This is a genomic window from Macrococcoides bohemicum (genome assembly GCF_016865215.1).
GTDB classification, from domain to species: domain Bacteria; phylum Bacillota; class Bacilli; order Staphylococcales; family Staphylococcaceae; genus Macrococcoides; species Macrococcoides bohemicum.
In genome coordinates this window covers 902,462-921,413 of the sequence record NZ_CP054482.1, presented here as the reverse complement: position 1 = coordinate 921,413, position 18,952 = coordinate 902,462, and the positions used below count along the sequence as shown (strand labels likewise).

The window sequence follows — 18,952 nt, the reverse complement described above, 5'->3', positions numbered from 1 at the left end:
TTATAATGCCTCCAGTTTATTATAAAATTTAGTATATGTTTCAATTAGTGAACCTGTATCATTGCGATAAACATCTTTATCGAAGTTCTCATTTGTTTCTTTATCCCAAATACGACAAGTATCCGGTGAAATTTCATCAGCTAAAAGAATTTTCCCTTCGCTGTCCTTACCAAATTCAATTTTAAAATCAATAAGTTTTAAATTCATTTCATCCATTATCTTAACTAATGTTTTATTTACGATTAATGCCTGACGCTTTAATTCAGCGATATCTTCGTCATTTGCAAGACCTAATAACTTAACATGGTCATCTGAGATAAATGGATCATTCAGTGCATCTTCTTTGTAATAGAATTCAACGAGCGGTTTTTCAAATGCCTGTCCATTTTCAAAGCCTAGTCTTTTTACAATTGATCCTGCAGCAAAATTTCTTACAACAACTTCTAACGGAATAATCGTTACTTTCTTCACGAGTTGCTCAGTGTCACTAGTACGTTCAATAAAATGACTGTCAACACCTTCTTGTGCTAATCTTTCAAAGAAATAACTCGTAATTAAGTTATTTAAACGTCCTTTTCCTTCCATCTTATCTTTCTTTGCACCATTACCAGCTGTTACCTCATCTTTATATTCAATACGATAAATATTATTATCCTCAGTATTGAATACACGCTTCGCTTTACCTTCATAAACTAATGTCATGACATCATCTCCTCATATATAGGATAAAATGTATCCTCTTTATCGTCTAATAAAAGGGTAATATGTCCCATTTTACGATTTTCTTTTCTCACTTCTTTGCCATACACATGAACATGCCATTCCGGATGATCATTGAAATAACGCTCCATAGCATCTAAATCTTGTCCTAATAAGTTATACATTACAGCTTTTTCGTGTAGTCTAATTTGTTTAGGTAATCCATAGCCAATTACTGATAAGATATGTGTATCAAACTGTGAATAATCACATGCTTCAATAGAATAATGACCTGAATTATGAGGTCTTGGCGCAATTTCGTTAACGTATAATTCACCAGTCTTATCAATAAAGAATTCAACAGTAAACGTACCGACAAAGTGAATTTTAGAGATAATTTTTTCAACTTCTGCAACCGCTGCATCTTTATAAGCATGTTCCTTTTCAACCGTTGTCTTAAAAAGAATTTGGTTACGATGAATATTTTCCTGTACAGGGAAATAAACAATTTCTCCTTGTATGTTACGCGATGCAGTGATAGAAATCTCTCTATCAAGTTCGATCATTTTTTCAGCAACAAGTACTGTATCTTCTACCATTTTATATGCTTCATCCAGCTCAGCATCACTTTTCAATACAAGCTGACCTTTACCATCATATCCACCAAAAATTGTTTTTAATACAATTGGATAGTCAAGATCTGCTATCGCATTATCAAGAGAAGCTTTAGAATCAACTTTATAGTATGGTACGACTTTAGCACCGCTTGATGCGATTGCTTCTTTTTCAGAAAGACGATTTTGCAAAATACCAACAGTTTCATATCCTTGGGGAACATTGTTTTCGCTGCATATTTCTTTTAATGTTGCTGCATTGATATTTTCAAATTCATATGTGATTACATCACTAACGCTGCTTAACGCTTTCAAACCTTCTAAATCATTGTAAGGTGATTCAATAAATTTATGTGCAACAAATCTTGCTGGACATGTTGGGTCTGGATCTAAAATATTCACTTTAAATCCCATTCTCTGAGCGGACTGTGCCATCATCTTTCCAAGCTGTCCACCACCAATGATTCCAATCGATTGACCAATTTTAAATTTATTTAAGGTCATGCTGCATCGCCTCAACTTTCTCTACTAATGAAGCTTCAAATCGATCTAACTGCTCAATTAGCTTTGCATCTTTCAAGCTCAATATTCGCGCAGCTAATATACCAGCATTTTTAGCACCCGCTTTACCGATAGCTGTTGTTGCTACAGGAATTCCACCCGGCATTTGTACGATAGAAAGTAGTGAATCCATTCCTTTTAACGTCTTCGTTTCTATTGGCACACCAATCACTGGAACAGTAGTCATAGAGGCTACCATACCTGGCAAGTGAGCAGCACCTCCAGCACCAGCGATAATTATATCGATTTCATTAATACGTGCATTCTTTGCAAATTCAACCATTTCTAATGGGGTTCTATGCGCCGAAACAACTTGTTTAATATAAGAAATGTCGAAATATTCTAATATTTCGCAAGCTTCCTTCATTGTAGACCAGTCAGAAGAAGATCCCATAATTACTGCTACCTTCACCTTTTATCACCCTTTATGAATTATTTGATAAACGCTTTATATTAAGTGTATATTACTTATATAGCATAACAATTAGATTTTGATTTTTCAATGTAAATTACGAACAATCATAAAATTTTTTATTAAAATATTAATATTCGTTCGTATTTTTGATTGTTTTTTCGCTATAATAAACTTAATCGTTCGAAAAAAGATGGAGGAATTTTTTCATGACAGCTAAAGTGTTAGATGGTAAACAAATTGCAGTAGATTATCGCGCAGGATTAGCAGAAGAAGTAGAAGCGTTAAAAGCACAAGGCGTTACACCAAACTTAACAGTAATCCTTGTAGGAAATGATGGTGCAAGTCAAAGTTATGTGAATAACAAGAAAAAATCAGCAGAAAAAATTGGAATGTCATCTGATATTATTCATTTAGATGAAACAACAACAGAAGAAACATTATTAAACGAAATTGAAAAATTGAATAATGATGCAAACGTTCATGGTATTTTAGTTCAAGTGCCACTTCCTAAGCAAATTGATGAAACAAAAGTATTAGAAAAAATTGCACCAGAAAAAGACGTTGATGGATTTAATCCAATCAATATAGGTCGCTTGTATGCAGGTGTTGAAACATATATTCCATGTACGCCACTTGGCATCATGGAAATCTTAAAAAATGCTGATATGGATTTAGAAGGAAAAGACGTTGCAGTAATTGGACGTAGCCATATTGTAGGACAACCTGTTTCTAAATTATTAACTGATGCAAATGCAACTGTAACATTATTACACTCTCGTAGTAAAAATATGAAAGAAGTATTAAAACGTTCTGACGTTATCGTTTCAGCGGTTGGTAAACCTGGATTAGTTACTAAAGAAGATGTTAAACTTGGAGCTGTTGTTGTTGACGTAGGTAATACAGTTGTTGACGGTAAACTTACTGGCGATGTAAAATATGATGAAGTAAGTGAAGTTGCCAGCGCAATTACTCCGGTACCAGGTGGTGTCGGCCCATTAACAATTACTATGGTATTAAACAATACTTTATTAGCAGCAAAACGCAGTATGAAGTAAATATATACAAAAAATAACTGGTACATATGTACCAGTTATTTTTTATATAGTTATACTCATTTTCGGACCAAATGGTTCGAAATGTACTTGACTACGGTCAATATTCATTTCATTGAATACTTCTAACATTGCTTCCATGAAAGCAACTGATCCACACATATAAATTTGCTCATTACCATTAATAATAGCCGTTAATTTAGCTTTATTTAAACGACCAACGGATTCTGAATAATTGAAGAAAAATTGTACATTTTCTTTATTATGAAATTTCTTTATTTCTTCTTTAAATGGCACAGCGTCACTATTATAAGCAGAATGTATGAATTTAATATTGCGTCCTTTTTTAACTTCGTCTTCTAACATTGCCATAATCGGTGTCATACCTACACCACTACTGATTAATACGATATCTTTCTCTTGCGCTGCATCTACAGTAAACTCTCCTGCAGGTGCTGATAATAATAATTCATCTCCAACTTTTACATTATCATGTAAGTAATTAGAAACCATTCCTTTTTCATTGCCTGCTACATCACGTTTCACTGCAAATTTAATACCTTTAGTAGTATCTACTGAACAAATTGAATAGTGACGTAATGCATCATTTTCTTCGTTTTCAGGATGTACTTTAACAGTAATATATTGTCCTGCTTTAATCGGTTGTACTTTAATCTCATCAGACATAACGGTATATGATTTAATTTCTGCACTTTCCTTTTTTATATCAATAACTTTAAATGGTTTAAAATCATGCCATTCTTCTTCTTTATATAACGCTTTTTCCATTTGAATAAAGACATCAGCGATGACACCATATGTTTTTGTCCATGCATCAATAATTTCTGGTGTCGCTGCATCACCTAATACATGACCAATCGCCCAAATTAAATTCTCTCCTACGATTGGATAATGTTCTTCTTTAATTTGTAAAGCTCTATGTTTATGTGCTATTTGATTAACATTTGGAATAATGGCTTCTAAATGATCAATATGTTTTGCTGCTGCAATTACTGTTTGAGCTAACGCCGTCTGTTGTCGCCCTAATTTTTGATTTGTTTTATTGAAAATATTCAGTAATTCTGGATGTTCCTCAAACATATGTTTATAAAATGCTGTAGTAATTGCGTCCCCATGTTCTTCTAAAACCGGAATCGTTGCCTTGATAATACTTTTTGTTTCTTCTGTTAACATTTATTTTCCCCCTAAAAGTAGTATTTAAAATACATCTTTAAATCACATATATAATATTACATCTATAATAAGAAAAACTCAACCATAATCCTTTAATAATATTCATAAATTAGTAAAATATTAATTTTTTATTTGATAAAAAAAGACTATAATAATGTTATGAGGAGAGGATTAACATGAAGCTTACTTTATACTCAGACTATTCTTTACGAGTACTCATGTTTCTGGCGAGAACTGAGCAACGTACACAAATAGATGAAATTGCAAAATTTTATAATATCTCTAAAAATCATTTAACTAAAGTTGTAAATAATTTAGGTACTTTAGGTTATATCGAAACTACCCGTGGTCGTGGTGGTGGTATTACACTTAAGATGGCTCCTGATGAAATCAATATTGGCAAACTTATAAGAAAAACAGAAGAACATTTCAATATTGTTGAATGCTTTGATAGAGAGACTAATACTTGTCCTATTATTGATCATTGCGGTTTGATGAGTGTATTAGGAGAGGCCTTGACTGCTTATTTAAAAGTGCTTGATCAATATACTTTAAAAGATATTCTTGCGAAAAAAACATTTACACTATAAAAAGCACTAGGATTTCTCCTAGTGCTTTCAATATGTTTATAGGTCAATAAATTTATACAAACCTAACCAATATGCCGGAAGAATATATGCTTCACGGAATGCTTGATCTTTACCTGCCTGATATTCATTCCATTTAAGTCCATCTTTACTTTTAACACCGACTACAGAAATGTCATAGCCATAATCTTTATTTGCACGATTGTATGCAAGTTTCGTACGCGTTGCATGATAATCACTTGTTACTACTAACGCTGACTTTAAATTATGTTCTTTCATTAATTTTAAAGTTTCAGTAGCATTCGTCCATGTTGATGTAGCTTTCATCTCTTTTAATATAGCCTTACTTGGCACACCTGCTTCTTCTACTGCTTTCACATTATTTAAACCATTTTTATCTTCAATAGCTGGTGAAATCATGACTTTAGGTGCATAGTTTTCTTCATAGAAACGACCTGTTTCAGTATATCGACCACTATCTCCACCATCAATCATAATAATAACGTCGCTTTTCTTCGGTTTATCACCATGATCAACATTGTTATAACTCCATACTCCAATTCCTACTGCAATAATTGCTAATAATAATAACACACCAATAATACCAAGCAATTTCTTCTTCATTGATTGTTCCTCCTGTTATCGATTTAACCATAGTTTTGGATATTGCCATAACTCATGTTCTGCTGATTTTCTACCTTCAGATGTTTCTAAATAGTCTTTACCTTTTAATTTCACTGACTGATGATAAAAGTTAAATAATGGATTAGTTTTTTCAAATGTTGAAACTAAACGCTTCATTTCATAGTCTCGTCCAACAAGAATACAATCATCCATATTTTCATTATGCATAATTTCAGCAGCACTTATCGCTGAATCTTTCATAGAAATACTATAATATTCCGGCAAGACGCTCGACTTATTAATTCCAACTTCTTTCAGTAATTGTAAACTATTAACATCATTATTTACTATAAATGGCGTATATATAAGTTTACTTTCTGGATTTTTATCTAATAATTGTTTTGCAGTACTTAATATTTCTTTATCTTGTCCAGGATTATACACCAACACACAATTACTTTGTTTTATTTTATCGTCTATACCAAGATGTTTAAATTGAAAATGAAAGATTGTAAATATTAATGTGCTTCCAATATATAAAAGAATGGTAAATATTAATAATAGTCGCCAAAAGTTTTTCATATAAAACCCACTTTCAACAGCTCTTTTTCGCTTTATTCAAAAAAAAACTGAAACTTTCATTTCAGTTTTTAATTGGATTTATTTTTGAATAATTTTCTTAATTGTATCGCAAACAAATACAACATCTTCGTCAGTCATTAATGAAGCAGATGGTAAACATAATCCTCTTTCGAATAAATCTTTCGCAACATCTTCATCATGTGCAAAATACTTTGTACCTTCAAATACAGGTTGCATATGCAATGGTTTCCATACAGGACGAGATTCAATATTTTCTTCAGCTAATTTAGCAATTAGGTCATTTGGTTGAATACCTAATGTGTCCGGATCAATCGTTAAAGCTGTTAACCAACGATTAGATTTTGTTTCTGCTAATTCAGGCATTAATTCAATACCATTGATATCACCAATTTCACGCGCATAAATATCAAAGATTTCACGACGTCGATTTACACGATCATCTAAAACTTCCATTTGTCCGCGACCAATACCCGCACACACGTTACTTAAACGATAATTGTATCCAACCACGCTATGTTGATAATGAATAGCCTGATCACGAGCTTGTGTCGATAAGAAACGTGCTTTTTTCGTTAATTCTTCATCATCTGTCATTAACATGCCACCACCACTTGTTGTGATGATTTTATTTCCATTGAATGAGAAGATAGAGAACTTACCAAAAGATCCTGATTTCTTACCTTTGTATTCAGCACCTAAACTTTCAGCCGAATCTTCAATCACTGGTACACCATATGCATCACATAAAGCAAGTAGTTCATCGAACTTTGCAGGTTGACCATATAGGTTTACAATCACAACTGCTTTCGGTAATTTACCATCAGCTTTCGCTTCTTTTAATGCTTTTTCTAAAGCAACAGGAGACATATTCCATGTATCGCGTTCACTATCGATAAATACAGGCGTTGCTTTTTCGTAGCAAATTGGGTTTGCACTTGCAATAAATGTAAGAGAAGAACAGAAGACTGTGTCTCCTTCTTTAATATCTAACAATTTAATTGCTAAGTGAATCGCTGAAGTTCCAGAATTTAAAGCCGCACCTGAATGTCTTCCTACATAATTAGAAACTACTTCTTCAAATTTATCTACGTTAGGTCCGAGAGGAGCAACCCAATTTTGATCAAATGCTTCTTTAACATATTTTTGTTCATTTTCACCGATATGTGCAATTGATAAATGTAAACGTTTATTCATTATAATGCCCTCTTTCATTTATTACTATTTTATTTTGTACCAGTAAATGCTGGGACAGTAGCGTGCCCATCCTGACTTATATCTGATTGCTTAAAAACTTTTACAACCGTTAAGTATATGATGTATAAATCTAGTATAAAACTTTGATGGTCAACATACCATACATCCAAATCAAATTTTTCTTCCCAACTAATGTTATTACGACCATTCACTTGTGCCCACCCAGTTATTCCAGGTCGAACTTCCATTCGTCGTTTTTGGTGTTCATTATATAATGGTAAATATTGCATCAGTAATGGACGAGGTCCGACTAAGCTAATATCACCTTTTAACACATTAAACAATTGCGGTAATTCATCGATACTGAGTTTACGCAATGTTTTACCGAAATCAGTTAAACGTTCTGCATCAGGTAATAATTCACCATGTGCATCTCTCTCATCAGTCATTGTACGGAATTTATAAATCTCAAATGGCTCCCCGTCTTTACCAGGTCGTGTTTGCTTGAATAGTACGGGTGACCCAAGCTTTTTCTTAATCAGCACTGCAGAAGTTACGATGACAGGGCTAAGTAATACAAGTGCCGTCCCACTTACTGCAATATCAAATAGTCTTTTCATTTTCTATCTGCCTCTTTTCGAATTTCTTCATTAATGATATTGATTTGTTCTTTTTCTAAATCACTGATTGTATCAACTGGTTTTACACCACCGATACCATTAGCAATACCAATTACGCGTTTAGGAATATGAATACGGTCAACAATAACGTCTCCCTCTTTTCCAATAATACCACCAGATACAATATGGATACCATTAAAATCCTTTTCACCTTTAATATCAGTAAAGAAATTAGAATTATAAGATTGATCTATACCATTTAATAAGTCATTTGAAATTCGTACATCTAAACGCAATACATTAATATCTTTTAAATGTGCATTTTTAATAAATCCTTTAGAGAAATTACCGATGCCTCCGTCTATAGCAAGCGCACCATTCTTTAAGTATGGAATATATGAATCATCAATAACCTCGACTGCAGAAACCATCGTGCATAAAACATCGATTTGTTCATTATCCCAGGCATTAATCTTCTTACTGTATTTTGGCAGCATTTGATTAATCATGTTTACAAAATTATCTACTTTTTCTTTATTTCTTCCATGTAAATATACATTATAATTTCGCTCTGTTAATCGAATAGCAAGCTTTATTCCTATATTACCCGTACCTACGATTAGTACATTTGAATTCTTATCTTTAATCGTTTTGTATATTAAAATATCAGCCGCTTCCATAGCTAAATCATTAGGTTTCATTTCACGCAAACGACTAATTTTAATATTTTCCTGTGCAATCGTTATAAAATCAATGTCTTGTTTTCTTTCAACATCTACATAAATATATTTTGCTGTACCATCGAATATTTGAATAACTTCCGTCGCAATCGTTGGATTAGCGATAGAAAAACTCATACATTTCTGACCATTTATATATTTATCAGGTAATCTAAGAAAATCGGAACTATGATTAGAAGTTGTCGCGAGAACAATTGAATCATAACTTTGTGTTTTAAACTCTTCTCTTAATTTTAAGAAATCCATAGGTCACCTCATCTTCTGTTTACAAACTGACTTTTATTTTTCCAAATTTCATGCTTTTCATCTATTTTTTTGCCCCAATTTTTCATATAGAAAATTTTTGCAAATACGAGCAAGATAAATAAATAGCCTGAAATTCTAAGACGTGAACCTGTTCCTAGATTATCATTTGTTATTCCAATAAATAAGAACCAGATTAAACTTTGAGTTAATAACATTTTATCGATATATTCTAATGATTTTCTATTTTTATAAATATAGAAGAAAATGATTGTCATAGGGATTGATTCTGTTAAGAATAATACAAGCGTACTGAAACCTCGAACTTGGAAAGGTAATGGTCCTAATGCGTTACTAATAAGACTGTATGCATAACTGAATAAAAAGAAAATATAATTCGGTTGGTCCAGTGAAATATTTAACTGACTTGCTCCAGCATATAGTTCTTGTCCATTTTTTCGATAGTTTAGGGCATCAGCTAAACTTAATCCTACAAAAGGAATTTCAAAGTCTTTTAAAGCTGTATAGTAAATTCCAAGTAATACAAGAACAGTAATCACTACAAGTCCAGTATTTGTAGATTTATTTTTGCGATTAAAGAAGATGAATAATCCTGCCGCACCTAAAAATGATGCTGCCGCATAATCTCTATAACTAAATAATAGAAACATAGATAACATTATAGGTATTATTAATAGAACTTTTGCAATACTATTTGATTTTAGAAAAATCGCAAATAACCAAACCGTTAACAAGAAGAAATCAAATATCCAAATATCACGGATAATGGAGATGGTTGAAACATAAACGAAACTAATAAATAGTAACATCATCCCTAAAAACAAACTATAAAGATTCATTGCATGTCGACTACCAACTAATGTACGTATTAATAAATACGAAACAATCGCAAACAGTATAACACCTAAAAAGTTAAACATCTTTAAATAAAATACATATTCTGTATTAAAGAGCTTTAAAACATAGCCTAATACAAGAACATGCACTGAAGTAAGAATGGCATTACCACCATTCTTAATTTCAAGTGCATTTTCTAAATAGAATACTCCATCATCACTACCACCTAAAATGGGGATAGCGAGACCATGGTATCCAGTAGCTAAGCTCACATAATACAAAGCGATGGTTATTAAAAACATTATTGTAATAAACGCTGTAAAAATTACAGCAGTTCGTATTTGACTTTTTTCCATTGCTTGTACTCCTACTCACTTATTTTGTTCGGTTATCATTAAAATTTCTTATTAGCTTCACCGATCACAAGTGCCTTAACGTCTTCATCAGACATTGACATTAATCGATCAATATCTGCCATTAACGCATCATAGTCTTTAGGTACTGCACGACCAACATAAATTTTTTCATGAACTTGATCTTCAGAAACCTCATTTTCATTCAATAATTCTTCGTACATTTTCTCACCAGGTCTTAAACCAGTAAATTCAATACCTATATCCTCAATTGAATAGCCCGCAAGTTCAATAACATTTTTTGCTAAATCGACAATTTTAACTGGTTCTCCCATATCAAGTACAAACACTTCTCCACCTTCAGCTAGTACTCCTGCCTGGATAACTAATCTACTTGCTTCTGGAATCGTCATGAAATATCTTGTGATATCAGGATGTGTCACTGTTACAGGACCTCCATTTTCAATTTGCTTTTTAAATAATGGAATTACTGATCCACGACTACCTAAAACATTACCAAAACGAACAGCAACAAATTTAGTTTCAGATCGCTTGTCTAAATTTTGTACAACCATCTCTGCCCAACGTTTAGTCGCACCCATAATATTTGGTGGATTAACTGCTTTATCAGTTGACACCATTACAAATGTTTTAACGCCAAATGCATCACTCGCTTCAGCAATATTTTTTGTACCAAAAATATTATTTTTAATCGCTTCTTTTGGATTAGCTTCCATTAAGGGTACATGTTTATGTGCTGCAGCATGGAAAACGATGTCGGGACGATATCTCTCTACTATTTTAAACATTCTGTCACGATCCTGAATATCGGCAATAACAGGTACAAAATTAATATGACCGTCTTTAAAACGATTTTTCATTTCCATTGTAATGTTATAGATACTATTCTCACCATGACCTACTAACAATACACGTTTCGGACCAAAGCTAGAAGCTTGTCTAACGATTTCAGAACCAATAGAACCTCCAGCACCAGTAATTAATATAGTTTTATTATTAATTTCATCACGAATACCGTCTGAATCTAATCTGACTGGGTCACGCCCGAGTAAATCTTCTAAATCTATATTTTTAAGATGCGCAACTTCTTTTTTACCTGTTAATACATCATCAATATTAGGCATTATTTGTACTTTCACGCCTGACTCAATACATATATCGTATAGTTCTTTTAATTTATATTGTGTCAAAGATGGAATCGCTAGAATTACTTTATCAATATTATATTTATCGATAGAAGCACGTAGATCATTTCTAGAACCCATCACTTTAACACCGTTAATTACTTGCTTATATTTATTAACATCATCATCTAAAAATAATACCGGCTTCATTTTCATAGAAGGTACATTTTCCATCTGGCGCGCGAGTGTTGTACCGCCTCGACCAGCACCAAAAATTAAAACACGCTCAAATTCTTCTGTGTTCTCATTATTCTTTTTGAAAACTCTAAAGAAAATACGAGTTGCACCAATAAAGACGATAAGACATAACCAAATGATAATTACTGCTCCAAAGATAATGTTATTCGTTTCTTTCATCAAAGTTAAAACAAAGTATGTTAGCACTGTGCCAACAAATACTGCTAAAGTTACTGCATAAACAATAGATAAAAGTTCTTTTACGCTTGCATATATCCATAATCTATTAAACAGGTTAAATAAAAAGGCAAATAAAAGATAGGCTAATAATATCGATACAGCTGTTACTACAAAGTATATATTTGGCTCAGGGGTCGATCCTTTAATAATTAACCAGGCAAGAAATACTGAACCAGTTACTATTAAGGTATCGATTAAGACGAGTAGTAACGTTTTGAAATTCTTATGCATACAAAAAATCCTCTCTATAACTAATTATTGATAAACATAATACTTATCTGTGTCATACTCATCATTGTTAAATACAATACCTAATAATTTAGAGTTTTCACTTACAGTTAATAAATCACATGCTTCTTTAACATTAGATTTATTATTTTCTTGTTTATCAATAACTAATACCATGCCATCTACTTTTGCTGAAATAATTTGTGAATCAGTTACAGATAAAACTGGAGGACTGTCAAAGATTATTAAATCATAGTACGTGCATAATTCATCTAGCATTATGTCTAGATTCTTTGAGTTTAATAACTCAGATGGATTTGGTGGGACAGGCCCAGCAGACATAATATCTAAGTTTTCTACCTCAGTTGGTTGAATAGTTTGTTTCAATGTGCTTTGTTCTGTGAGATATGTTGACAGTCCAACAGCATTTTTTACTCCAAACGTATTATGTACAGTCGGTTTACGCATATCTGCATCAATGAATAATACTTTTGTATTATTTTGCGCAAATACACAGGCAAGATTTGCTGAAACTGTTGACTTACCCTCTTGTTGTACAGAAGATGTTATAAGTAACTTTTGTAATTGGCTACCTGGTGTCGAAAATGAAATGTTTGTTCGTAAAGTTCGGAATTGCTCTGACACAGGCGATTTAGGATTTTCTAAAGTGATTAATTTTCTAGCTTTTTCCGTTCTATTTTTTATCTTACTTTTACTTTTCTTGAACATAATAAAACTCCTTTGTCATTCAATGATTATTTGATATATGGAATGTTACCGATTACTGAAACGCCAATTTCACGTTCGACTTGCTCTGAAGTTTTAAGAGATACATCCATTAAAGTTTTAGCTAAAACATAGAATAGACTTAATAACAGACCTAAAGCTGCTCCAATACCGATATTGATTAATGGCGTAGGTTCTACTGGTTTTGCATTACGAATCACACGTGCTTTAGAAGCCACTTTTAAGTTATTTAAATCTAATGAATTTTTTTCTACCATTGTCTTCGTAATTTCATTTGCAATATCAACAGCACGTTTTTGTGAAGGATTCTCAACTGTAATCGTTAATAATGTCGAGTTTTGAACAGCTGTTGCATCGATATCTTTTGCTAAATCTTCTGGTAATACATTAAGATTTAACTTATCAATTACAGGTAAAAGTGTGTCTGGTAATTTTGCAATACTTGCATATGTAGTAATAGATTGTAAGTTTGTTTGTAAATCTACAGCATCATTACTCTTGCTTGTACGCGTTTCTTGATTTACAAGTAAAGTAGCTTCTGACTTGTACACTGGTGTTAGTAGAAAATAAGAAATTGCTGCAGCAATTAAAGCAAATAAAATCGTAACACCGATAATAAATTTCCAACCTTTCTTTAATGCCTCAAAAATTTGAGTGAAATTCATGGTATCTTGCATTTTGTTACCTCCAAAAAGTTCTAATTAATTTTATAATCAATTTATTTTACCATAAGAAATTTATGTTTTTACTACATTTTAGAAATTTTGTTTATAAAATGTGTATTTTAAAATGAATTTACTAAAATTTTGAGTGATATTTACAAAGAATTTACACTTAGATATTTATCGCTAATTACCCAAATTATTTTCAGTTGCATTAATTACTAATTGATTTAAATATTTATGAGATACGATAAATACAATGATTGCCATTGTAAATTCAGAAATAAGTGTAGCAAATATAGCACCTTCAACTTTAAATATTGGAATTAATATAATATTTGCAATTAGATTGATAATTGCAATGATTGCATTGATTCTCATCATTTTATAGACCATATGTTGCGTTGAAAGTATTGTGCCATTTACAGCAGTAGCAAATTTAAATAGTATCGCAAGACTTAATAGTTGAAGATAAAACACTGAATCTAAATATTTTTCACCCGCAGTGAACAATATTAAATACTTCGCTGTGAACCATATAAATACAATCCCTATTAAACCAAGTATAAATAATATAATCGAACTTCTTTTGTTAAATCTTTTTAATTGTACAGGATCATGTGTTGCCCAAACATGTATACGTGTATAAAAAATACGTCTAAATATCAAGTCAGGAAACATAAACGCAAGTTGTATTATCGCAAATGCAGCATTGTATTCACCTACCGCTACTTTTCCAACTAAAAATGATAATAACAATACATTGCTTTGATAATAAATAAAATAAAATATACCTATCAAGCCAAACGGATAAGTTTCCTTAAATGTTTCTAAAACCGTAGCATCCTCTGGAATCTTGGCATCTTGTAGTACAGGCACTTTTATTTCGCGCGTATATAGCTTTCTAACTACACGCCAAAAAGGAAAAATAGCAAGTATAGAAAGAATCACAATATACCATCCTAGTGCAATAACATCTTTGAATGTTAATACTGATAATACAGCTGCAAAAAAGCGCACAAAGTATAATAAGAAGTTGCTTAATGAAACTGCTTTAAAATTTTCTTCGATTTGGTTGATTGAATTGTTTATGGCATATATACCTTGCAAGAAAATATTCGGTACAATTAATAAAAGAAAGTACTTTGTTTCAAAATCATACATTGGTGAGAATACAACTATTAAAAGTATTAATAAGGTAATTGTAAAGCTAATAGTAAATAATGAAATACATGCATTCACATAACGATACGCTCTTCTGCCTTCTACAGCGAAACTTTTTACAATAAAATCTGCTACACCAAAACCGATTATCACTGATAATATATTAATAAAAGTTAGACCAATTCCAAAAATACCGTAATCTTCTTTAGCAAGATTACGTGCAAGGAGAATGTTCATGAGTAACCCCATAATAGCACCCATACCAGTGCCTAAAAACATCCAAACAAAATTCATTTTTTTCATCTAGAAAAAACTCCAATCACGTGCATCTTAATTAAGATATGCCTGTTCATAATCCTTCATTACAGAATCTAAAGTGAAAGATTCAACCTTTTCCTTACTTTTATCGCCCATATTTTTACGTAGATTATCATCCTTTAATAATTTAACAAATGCATAAGTTAAACTTTCATCATTTCCTTTTTCTACGATATAACCATTTTCATTATCATCTACTAAATCTACTAAACCACGTGTATCTGTTACAACACATGGCAAACATTGTGCCATACCCTCCATAATACTTTTAGGTAAGCCTTCACGATGACTTAATAAGGTCATAACATCAGAAATTTGTAATAAGTTAGGAACATCACTTCTGAACCCTAAGAAATGTACATCTTTTAAATGATTATCAGTTTTATACCGTTCATATAATTCCAGATTAGGTCCAATACCTGCAAATAATAATACTGCTTCTGGAACTGCTTCTTTGATTTTATTCCAATTTTGTAATATAAACATTTGATTTTTATTGTCATTCATTTCAGCAACACAAATTATCACTTTGTCTGCTGATGACAAACCTAATTCAGTTCTCAAATTTATTTTTTCATCATCTGTTAATTGTGGGTGATCAATTTCAACACCTACACCTTTAATATGTATTAAATTGTCATTAGAAAACCCTAATCGTTTAGCTGTCACAGTATCTTCATTATTAGTAGTAATTAATAAATCAGTTTTTGCAGCGGTCATTTTTTCTAAAGGGAAATACAACAACCAGTTCATAAGCGGCGCATCTTTAAAGAAATGAAATCCATGAGCAGTATAAATCATCTTACCTTTCATATGCGCAGGTTTTGCTAAACGGGTTAAGAATGCTGCTATTGGTGTATGCACGTGAACAATATCAAAATCTTCATTTTTCATCGTTTCTTTTAAAATTTGATAACTTTTTAAATTGTCAGTGGAAAGCGGATTACGATTTATTGGTACCTCAATAGTATGTACACCAATCTGATCTAACTGTTCTTTATGCCCACCATAATCTTCATTGGCTATAGCATAAACTTCATAACCTCTCTCCATCAACATTTTCATATACGGCGTATGAAACGCAGTAAAATGACGAAATACATTCGCTGAAAATAGTACCTTTTTCATTTTAATCCCTCATTTATTAAAGTTTTATCAATATCACTATGTATTACTTGCCATTAATCTTTCTATAGATAGGTAAAACGATACTAAACAATTTAATAGTATTTTTAATACCTATACCACTTATCAATAAATTTATACGTTTCGTTAATTTAGTATATGTATATTGACGCAAATAATCATGAGATTTTAATTCGGCTATTAAATGATTTCGCTCATTTCTACTAAGCAGTGCACCATAAATGAAAGCAATAAAATATTTATTAGCTATATTGCACTTCAATTTAAATTCAGTGTTTTCATTCAATTTAATATCATACTTTTCAAATAAACCATCAACGATTTTTGAAGCATATAGCGGATCAACTATATTTTTGTAACTCATCGTTGCGGTAATTTGACCAGCACGTTGCTGACGATATTCTAATACCGCTTCATCAAAGTAAGCAACTGAATCTGCTAAAGCAAATACAATCGGTGTCCACATCATATCTTCGTAATTTTTATTTTTGATAAAATAAAGCGCATTATCTTTAATTAATTTTGTTTTTACAAAAAATGGCCATGCATACCAGTTAAACATTAATTCCTTATCTAAAATCATCTCTAAAGCTTGCTTTCCAGTTAACCCTTTAAATTCTTCTGGAACAAACGGCCTTTTTTCACGTTCATGTTTATCATCGCGCATATAAAAGTAATTAAAATCAAATAGTACGACATCTGGTTGATTATTTTGTTCAATAAATTTAAAAATATCATCAAAAAATACTTTTGAATAAAAATCATCTGAATCAAGCATTACAATGTATTCGCCTTGTGCTGCGCGAATACCTGTATTTCTAGCAGCGGCTATTCCGCCATTGGGCTGACTAATAATTTTTATGTTTGAGTGATTCTTTTTATAATCTTCTGCAATACGTAAAGAATTGTCCGGAGAATCATCATTTACAATAATCATCTCATATAAATTAGGATCTACGTCTTGTTTAAGTATACTTTCAATACATTCAGGTAAATATTGTTCAACATTATAAACTGGCATAACTATACTTAGTTTCATAAAAGGCTCCTTATAAATTCTTTATTACTTTAGCAGGTACTCCGACAGCGATCACATTCGACTGAATATCTTTTACGACACTTGCGCCGCTACCGACCGTAACCCAATCTCCAACAGTTATCATTGGATTCACTACAGCTGACGCACCGATTTGCGTACCTTCTCCAATCGTTACAGCACCAGTTAACGTCGCATTTGGAGAAATATGAGCATAATTTTTAACTACACAATCATGTTCAACGATTGCTCCACTGTTAATGATTACCTGTTTATATATTTTTGCTTCAGCATTTATTATTGCGCCAGGCATAACTAAAGTACCATTACCTATTTGGGCACTTTTAGATACAATCGCAAGCGGAGAGAGTAATTGAGCAAACAATTCATCTGTTAAGTTTTCTCTTTCAATAATTAATTTACGAACTTTATTATTTCCAATGCCGAAGAAAAGCAATGCGTTTGTTTCTTTTACCATTTCAGAGATGTGATGTGTCTTGCCGTATAACACACCATTTTTTTCAAATCTTTTCTCAAAAGCATCATCAACGATACCTACTACTGTATAGCCTAAGTGAGCAGCTACTTCCGAAACAACCTTTTTATGTCCGCTATTTCCAATAATGATTAACTTCATTACTTTTGTTTCCTTTTATGATTTTCATAAACTGCTTTAATAAATGGAATCAATTCAGCTTTATCAAATAATGTATGCCATTCAAAATGACTTAAATCAGGTGTAACAAAATCGAATTTTTCTAATGCGTCTCGATTTAAATTTGATAAATCACCATTTAATTTGTAAAAACGAGCATTATTTTCTTTCTCAAATTCATTCACCCATTCATAACTCGTTGATACTACTTTTAAATTTAAAGCACAATATTCAAGTAATTTCGTGGAAGTTTGTTTGTTAAACGGAAATACATCAGGAATATAATTCATACCATAGCGCGCTTTCGCTGCTGTTAAAGGTAGTTCTTCGTATGGTACACGGCCAATGAAATGAACATTCTGCAACTGACCATAATCTTTTTCCAGATTCGGATCAGGTGTTCCGATTAAAATAATTGAAAGGTCACTATTTTTCTTAAACATTTCCAGCATCTTATTCAGTTCGCGAGAAGGATCCATCGTACCTATGTATACAAAATCATATTCTTTTTCTACATCATTTTGCAGAAAGTATTGATTGTTAATCCCCATATCTCTATATATAAAAGGTTGATTATCCTTAAAATTAAAAACTTGATGCACTTTTTTATTCTGGAAAATACGACCATCAGGTTTTACATTCAATAATTTTTTTAGAAAGTCTTTTATTTTTGCATTTTTTCCTACTGTTATCGTGTTGTATTCATGAATCAAAGCTTGTTTGTTATTACGTTTTCGGTCTAGTCCCATGACTTTCCAAACAATATCGTATGCTTCCGTAATTTGAGCAGCATCTTCTACAACATCTACCAAAAACTCTCCAGATTCATTTAAATAAGAAGCATAAGCACCGATTTCTGGCATATACGCTTTACCTTCATGCAAGATAGCAATTTTTATCACAAGTTAATCCTCCACACATTAGTTTTAAACTTAATTTATTATAGCATTATTTTCATAGATATACATCAGAATTCCAATAAAATGGAACCTATGTTATATTGATATACAAGATATA

20 protein-coding genes are annotated in these 18,952 nt (G+C 31.8%); 2 read left to right on the top strand and 18 right to left on the bottom strand.

Annotation, left to right across the window (positions count from 1 at the left end; translation table 11 throughout):
* From purC to purE, 3 genes are read right to left on the bottom strand one after another with little or no spacing between them, the layout of a single operon-like run.
* Positions 1 to 702, bottom strand: coding sequence for a phosphoribosylaminoimidazolesuccinocarboxamide synthase (gene purC, locus HT586_RS04785; protein WP_203546397.1), 702 nt, complete (start codon positions 700 to 702; stop codon positions 1 to 3).
* Positions 699 to 1,817 (bottom strand): 5-(carboxyamino)imidazole ribonucleotide synthase, encoded by a 1,119-nt coding sequence (purK, locus tag HT586_RS04780; RefSeq protein WP_203546396.1) that lies wholly within the window; start codon positions 1,815 to 1,817, stop codon positions 699 to 701. Before purK ends, purC begins: the two co-directional genes overlap by 4 nt.
* Complete coding sequence (gene purE / locus HT586_RS04775) at positions 1,804 to 2,286, bottom strand: 5-(carboxyamino)imidazole ribonucleotide mutase (RefSeq protein ID WP_203546395.1); 483 nt, start codon at positions 2,284 to 2,286, stop codon at positions 1,804 to 1,806. The genes purK and purE overlap by 14 nt, the downstream gene beginning before the upstream one ends.
* 209 nt (positions 2,287 to 2,495) lie before the next feature.
* Here purE and folD point away from each other — a divergent pair, with 209 nt between their 5' ends.
* Positions 2,496 to 3,344, top strand: coding sequence for a bifunctional methylenetetrahydrofolate dehydrogenase/methenyltetrahydrofolate cyclohydrolase FolD (gene folD, locus HT586_RS04770; RefSeq protein WP_188017955.1), 849 nt, complete (start codon positions 2,496 to 2,498; stop codon positions 3,342 to 3,344).
* Positions 3,345 to 3,386: 42 nt separating this feature from the next.
* Here folD and HT586_RS04765 read toward each other — a convergent pair whose 3' ends face one another.
* The gene (locus HT586_RS04765) at positions 3,387 to 4,535 is read right to left on the bottom strand and encodes a globin domain-containing protein (RefSeq protein ID WP_096076924.1); all 1,149 of its coding nucleotides are present in this window, start codon (positions 4,533 to 4,535) and stop codon (positions 3,387 to 3,389) included.
* Between the two features lie 176 nt (positions 4,536 to 4,711).
* On the opposite strand from HT586_RS04765, the gene HT586_RS04760 reads away from it, so the two are divergent.
* Complete coding sequence (locus HT586_RS04760; RefSeq protein WP_096076925.1) at positions 4,712 to 5,125, top strand: RrF2 family transcriptional regulator; 414 nt, start codon at positions 4,712 to 4,714, stop codon at positions 5,123 to 5,125.
* A 36-nt stretch (positions 5,126 to 5,161) separates the two neighbouring features.
* Here the strand turns inward: HT586_RS04760 and HT586_RS04755 are convergent, their stop codons facing one another.
* From HT586_RS04755 to HT586_RS04690, 14 genes are all read right to left on the bottom strand, one after another.
* Entirely contained in the window at positions 5,162 to 5,746 is a 585-nt protein-coding gene (locus HT586_RS04755) for a YdcF family protein (protein ID WP_188017957.1), read from the bottom strand.
* Positions 5,747 to 5,761: 15 nt separating this feature from the next.
* The gene (locus tag HT586_RS04750; protein WP_096076927.1) at positions 5,762 to 6,328 is read right to left on the bottom strand and encodes a YdcF family protein; all 567 of its coding nucleotides are present in this window, start codon (positions 6,326 to 6,328) and stop codon (positions 5,762 to 5,764) included.
* A gap of 78 nt (positions 6,329 to 6,406) precedes the next feature.
* On the bottom strand, positions 6,407 to 7,543 hold the full coding sequence (locus tag HT586_RS04745; protein WP_133353534.1) for a DegT/DnrJ/EryC1/StrS family aminotransferase: 1,137 nt from the start codon (positions 7,541 to 7,543) through the stop codon (positions 6,407 to 6,409).
* A 29-nt stretch (positions 7,544 to 7,572) separates the two neighbouring features.
* Positions 7,573 to 8,163 (bottom strand): sugar transferase, encoded by a 591-nt coding sequence (locus tag HT586_RS04740; RefSeq protein WP_188017959.1) that lies wholly within the window; start codon positions 8,161 to 8,163, stop codon positions 7,573 to 7,575.
* Positions 8,160 to 9,149 carry an NAD(P)-binding domain-containing protein gene (locus tag HT586_RS04735; protein ID WP_096076929.1) on the bottom strand — a complete coding sequence of 330 codons (990 nt, stop codon included), beginning with the start codon at positions 9,147 to 9,149 and terminating at the stop codon, positions 8,160 to 8,162. The genes HT586_RS04740 and HT586_RS04735 overlap by 4 nt, the downstream gene beginning before the upstream one ends.
* A gap of 8 nt (positions 9,150 to 9,157) precedes the next feature.
* Complete coding sequence (locus HT586_RS04730) at positions 9,158 to 10,360, bottom strand: hypothetical protein (protein ID WP_096076930.1); 1,203 nt, start codon at positions 10,358 to 10,360, stop codon at positions 9,158 to 9,160.
* Between the two features lie 38 nt (positions 10,361 to 10,398).
* Complete coding sequence (locus tag HT586_RS04725; RefSeq protein ID WP_203546394.1) at positions 10,399 to 12,210, bottom strand: polysaccharide biosynthesis protein; 1,812 nt, start codon at positions 12,208 to 12,210, stop codon at positions 10,399 to 10,401.
* A 24-nt stretch (positions 12,211 to 12,234) separates the two neighbouring features.
* On the bottom strand, positions 12,235 to 12,936 hold the full coding sequence (locus tag HT586_RS04720) for a CpsD/CapB family tyrosine-protein kinase (protein WP_188017961.1): 702 nt from the start codon (positions 12,934 to 12,936) through the stop codon (positions 12,235 to 12,237).
* A gap of 26 nt (positions 12,937 to 12,962) precedes the next feature.
* Positions 12,963 to 13,631, bottom strand: coding sequence for a YveK family protein (locus tag HT586_RS04715; RefSeq protein WP_096076933.1), 669 nt, complete (start codon positions 13,629 to 13,631; stop codon positions 12,963 to 12,965).
* Between the two features lie 171 nt (positions 13,632 to 13,802).
* Positions 13,803 to 15,083, bottom strand: coding sequence for an oligosaccharide flippase family protein (locus HT586_RS04710; RefSeq protein WP_188017962.1), 1,281 nt, complete (start codon positions 15,081 to 15,083; stop codon positions 13,803 to 13,805).
* A 27-nt stretch (positions 15,084 to 15,110) separates the two neighbouring features.
* Complete coding sequence (locus tag HT586_RS04705; protein ID WP_203546393.1) at positions 15,111 to 16,226, bottom strand: glycosyltransferase family 4 protein; 1,116 nt, start codon at positions 16,224 to 16,226, stop codon at positions 15,111 to 15,113.
* Positions 16,227 to 16,269: 43 nt separating this feature from the next.
* On the bottom strand, positions 16,270 to 17,283 hold the full coding sequence (locus HT586_RS04700; RefSeq protein WP_188017964.1) for a glycosyltransferase: 1,014 nt from the start codon (positions 17,281 to 17,283) through the stop codon (positions 16,270 to 16,272).
* A 10-nt stretch (positions 17,284 to 17,293) separates the two neighbouring features.
* Entirely contained in the window at positions 17,294 to 17,917 is a 624-nt protein-coding gene (locus tag HT586_RS04695; RefSeq protein ID WP_203546392.1) for an acetyltransferase, read from the bottom strand.
* Positions 17,917 to 18,837, bottom strand: a complete 921-nt coding sequence (locus tag HT586_RS04690) for a glycosyltransferase family protein (protein ID WP_203546391.1) — start codon at positions 18,835 to 18,837, stop codon at positions 17,917 to 17,919. Before HT586_RS04690 ends, HT586_RS04695 begins: the two co-directional genes overlap by 1 nt.
* Between the last annotated feature and the right edge of the window lie 115 nt (positions 18,838 to 18,952).

Bases quoted from the DNA above. Each gene is read 5' to 3' on its own strand.
- purC (WP_203546397.1), bottom strand. From the start codon at position 702: ATGACATTAGTTTATGAAGGTAAAGCGAAGCGTGTATTCAATACTGAG.
- purK (WP_203546396.1), bottom strand. From the start codon at position 1,817: ATGACCTTAAATAAATTTAAAATTGGTCAATCGATTGGAATCATTGGT.
- folD (WP_188017955.1), top strand. From the start codon at position 2,496: ATGACAGCTAAAGTGTTAGATGGTAAACAAATTGCAGTAGATTATCGC.
- HT586_RS04765 (WP_096076924.1), bottom strand. From the start codon at position 4,535: ATGTTAACAGAAGAAACAAAAAGTATTATCAAGGCAACGATTCCGGTT.
- HT586_RS04760 (WP_096076925.1), top strand. From the start codon at position 4,712: ATGAAGCTTACTTTATACTCAGACTATTCTTTACGAGTACTCATGTTT.
- HT586_RS04755 (WP_188017957.1), bottom strand. From the start codon at position 5,746: ATGAAGAAGAAATTGCTTGGTATTATTGGTGTGTTATTATTATTAGCA.
- HT586_RS04750 (WP_096076927.1), bottom strand. From the start codon at position 6,328: ATGAAAAACTTTTGGCGACTATTATTAATATTTACCATTCTTTTATAT.
- HT586_RS04745 (WP_133353534.1), bottom strand. From the start codon at position 7,543: ATGAATAAACGTTTACATTTATCAATTGCACATATCGGTGAAAATGAA.
- HT586_RS04740 (WP_188017959.1), bottom strand. From the start codon at position 8,163: ATGAAAAGACTATTTGATATTGCAGTAAGTGGGACGGCACTTGTATTA.
- HT586_RS04735 (WP_096076929.1), bottom strand. From the start codon at position 9,149: ATGGATTTCTTAAAATTAAGAGAAGAGTTTAAAACACAAAGTTATGAT.
- HT586_RS04730 (WP_096076930.1), bottom strand. From the start codon at position 10,360: ATGGAAAAAAGTCAAATACGAACTGCTGTAATTTTTACAGCGTTTATT.
- HT586_RS04725 (WP_203546394.1), bottom strand. From the start codon at position 12,210: ATGCATAAGAATTTCAAAACGTTACTACTCGTCTTAATCGATACCTTA.
- HT586_RS04720 (WP_188017961.1), bottom strand. From the start codon at position 12,936: ATGTTCAAGAAAAGTAAAAGTAAGATAAAAAATAGAACGGAAAAAGCT.
- HT586_RS04715 (WP_096076933.1), bottom strand. From the start codon at position 13,631: ATGCAAGATACCATGAATTTCACTCAAATTTTTGAGGCATTAAAGAAA.
- HT586_RS04710 (WP_188017962.1), bottom strand. From the start codon at position 15,083: ATGAAAAAAATGAATTTTGTTTGGATGTTTTTAGGCACTGGTATGGGT.
- HT586_RS04705 (WP_203546393.1), bottom strand. From the start codon at position 16,226: ATGAAAAAGGTACTATTTTCAGCGAATGTATTTCGTCATTTTACTGCG.
- HT586_RS04700 (WP_188017964.1), bottom strand. From the start codon at position 17,283: ATGAAACTAAGTATAGTTATGCCAGTTTATAATGTTGAACAATATTTA.
- HT586_RS04695 (WP_203546392.1), bottom strand. From the start codon at position 17,917: ATGAAGTTAATCATTATTGGAAATAGCGGACATAAAAAGGTTGTTTCG.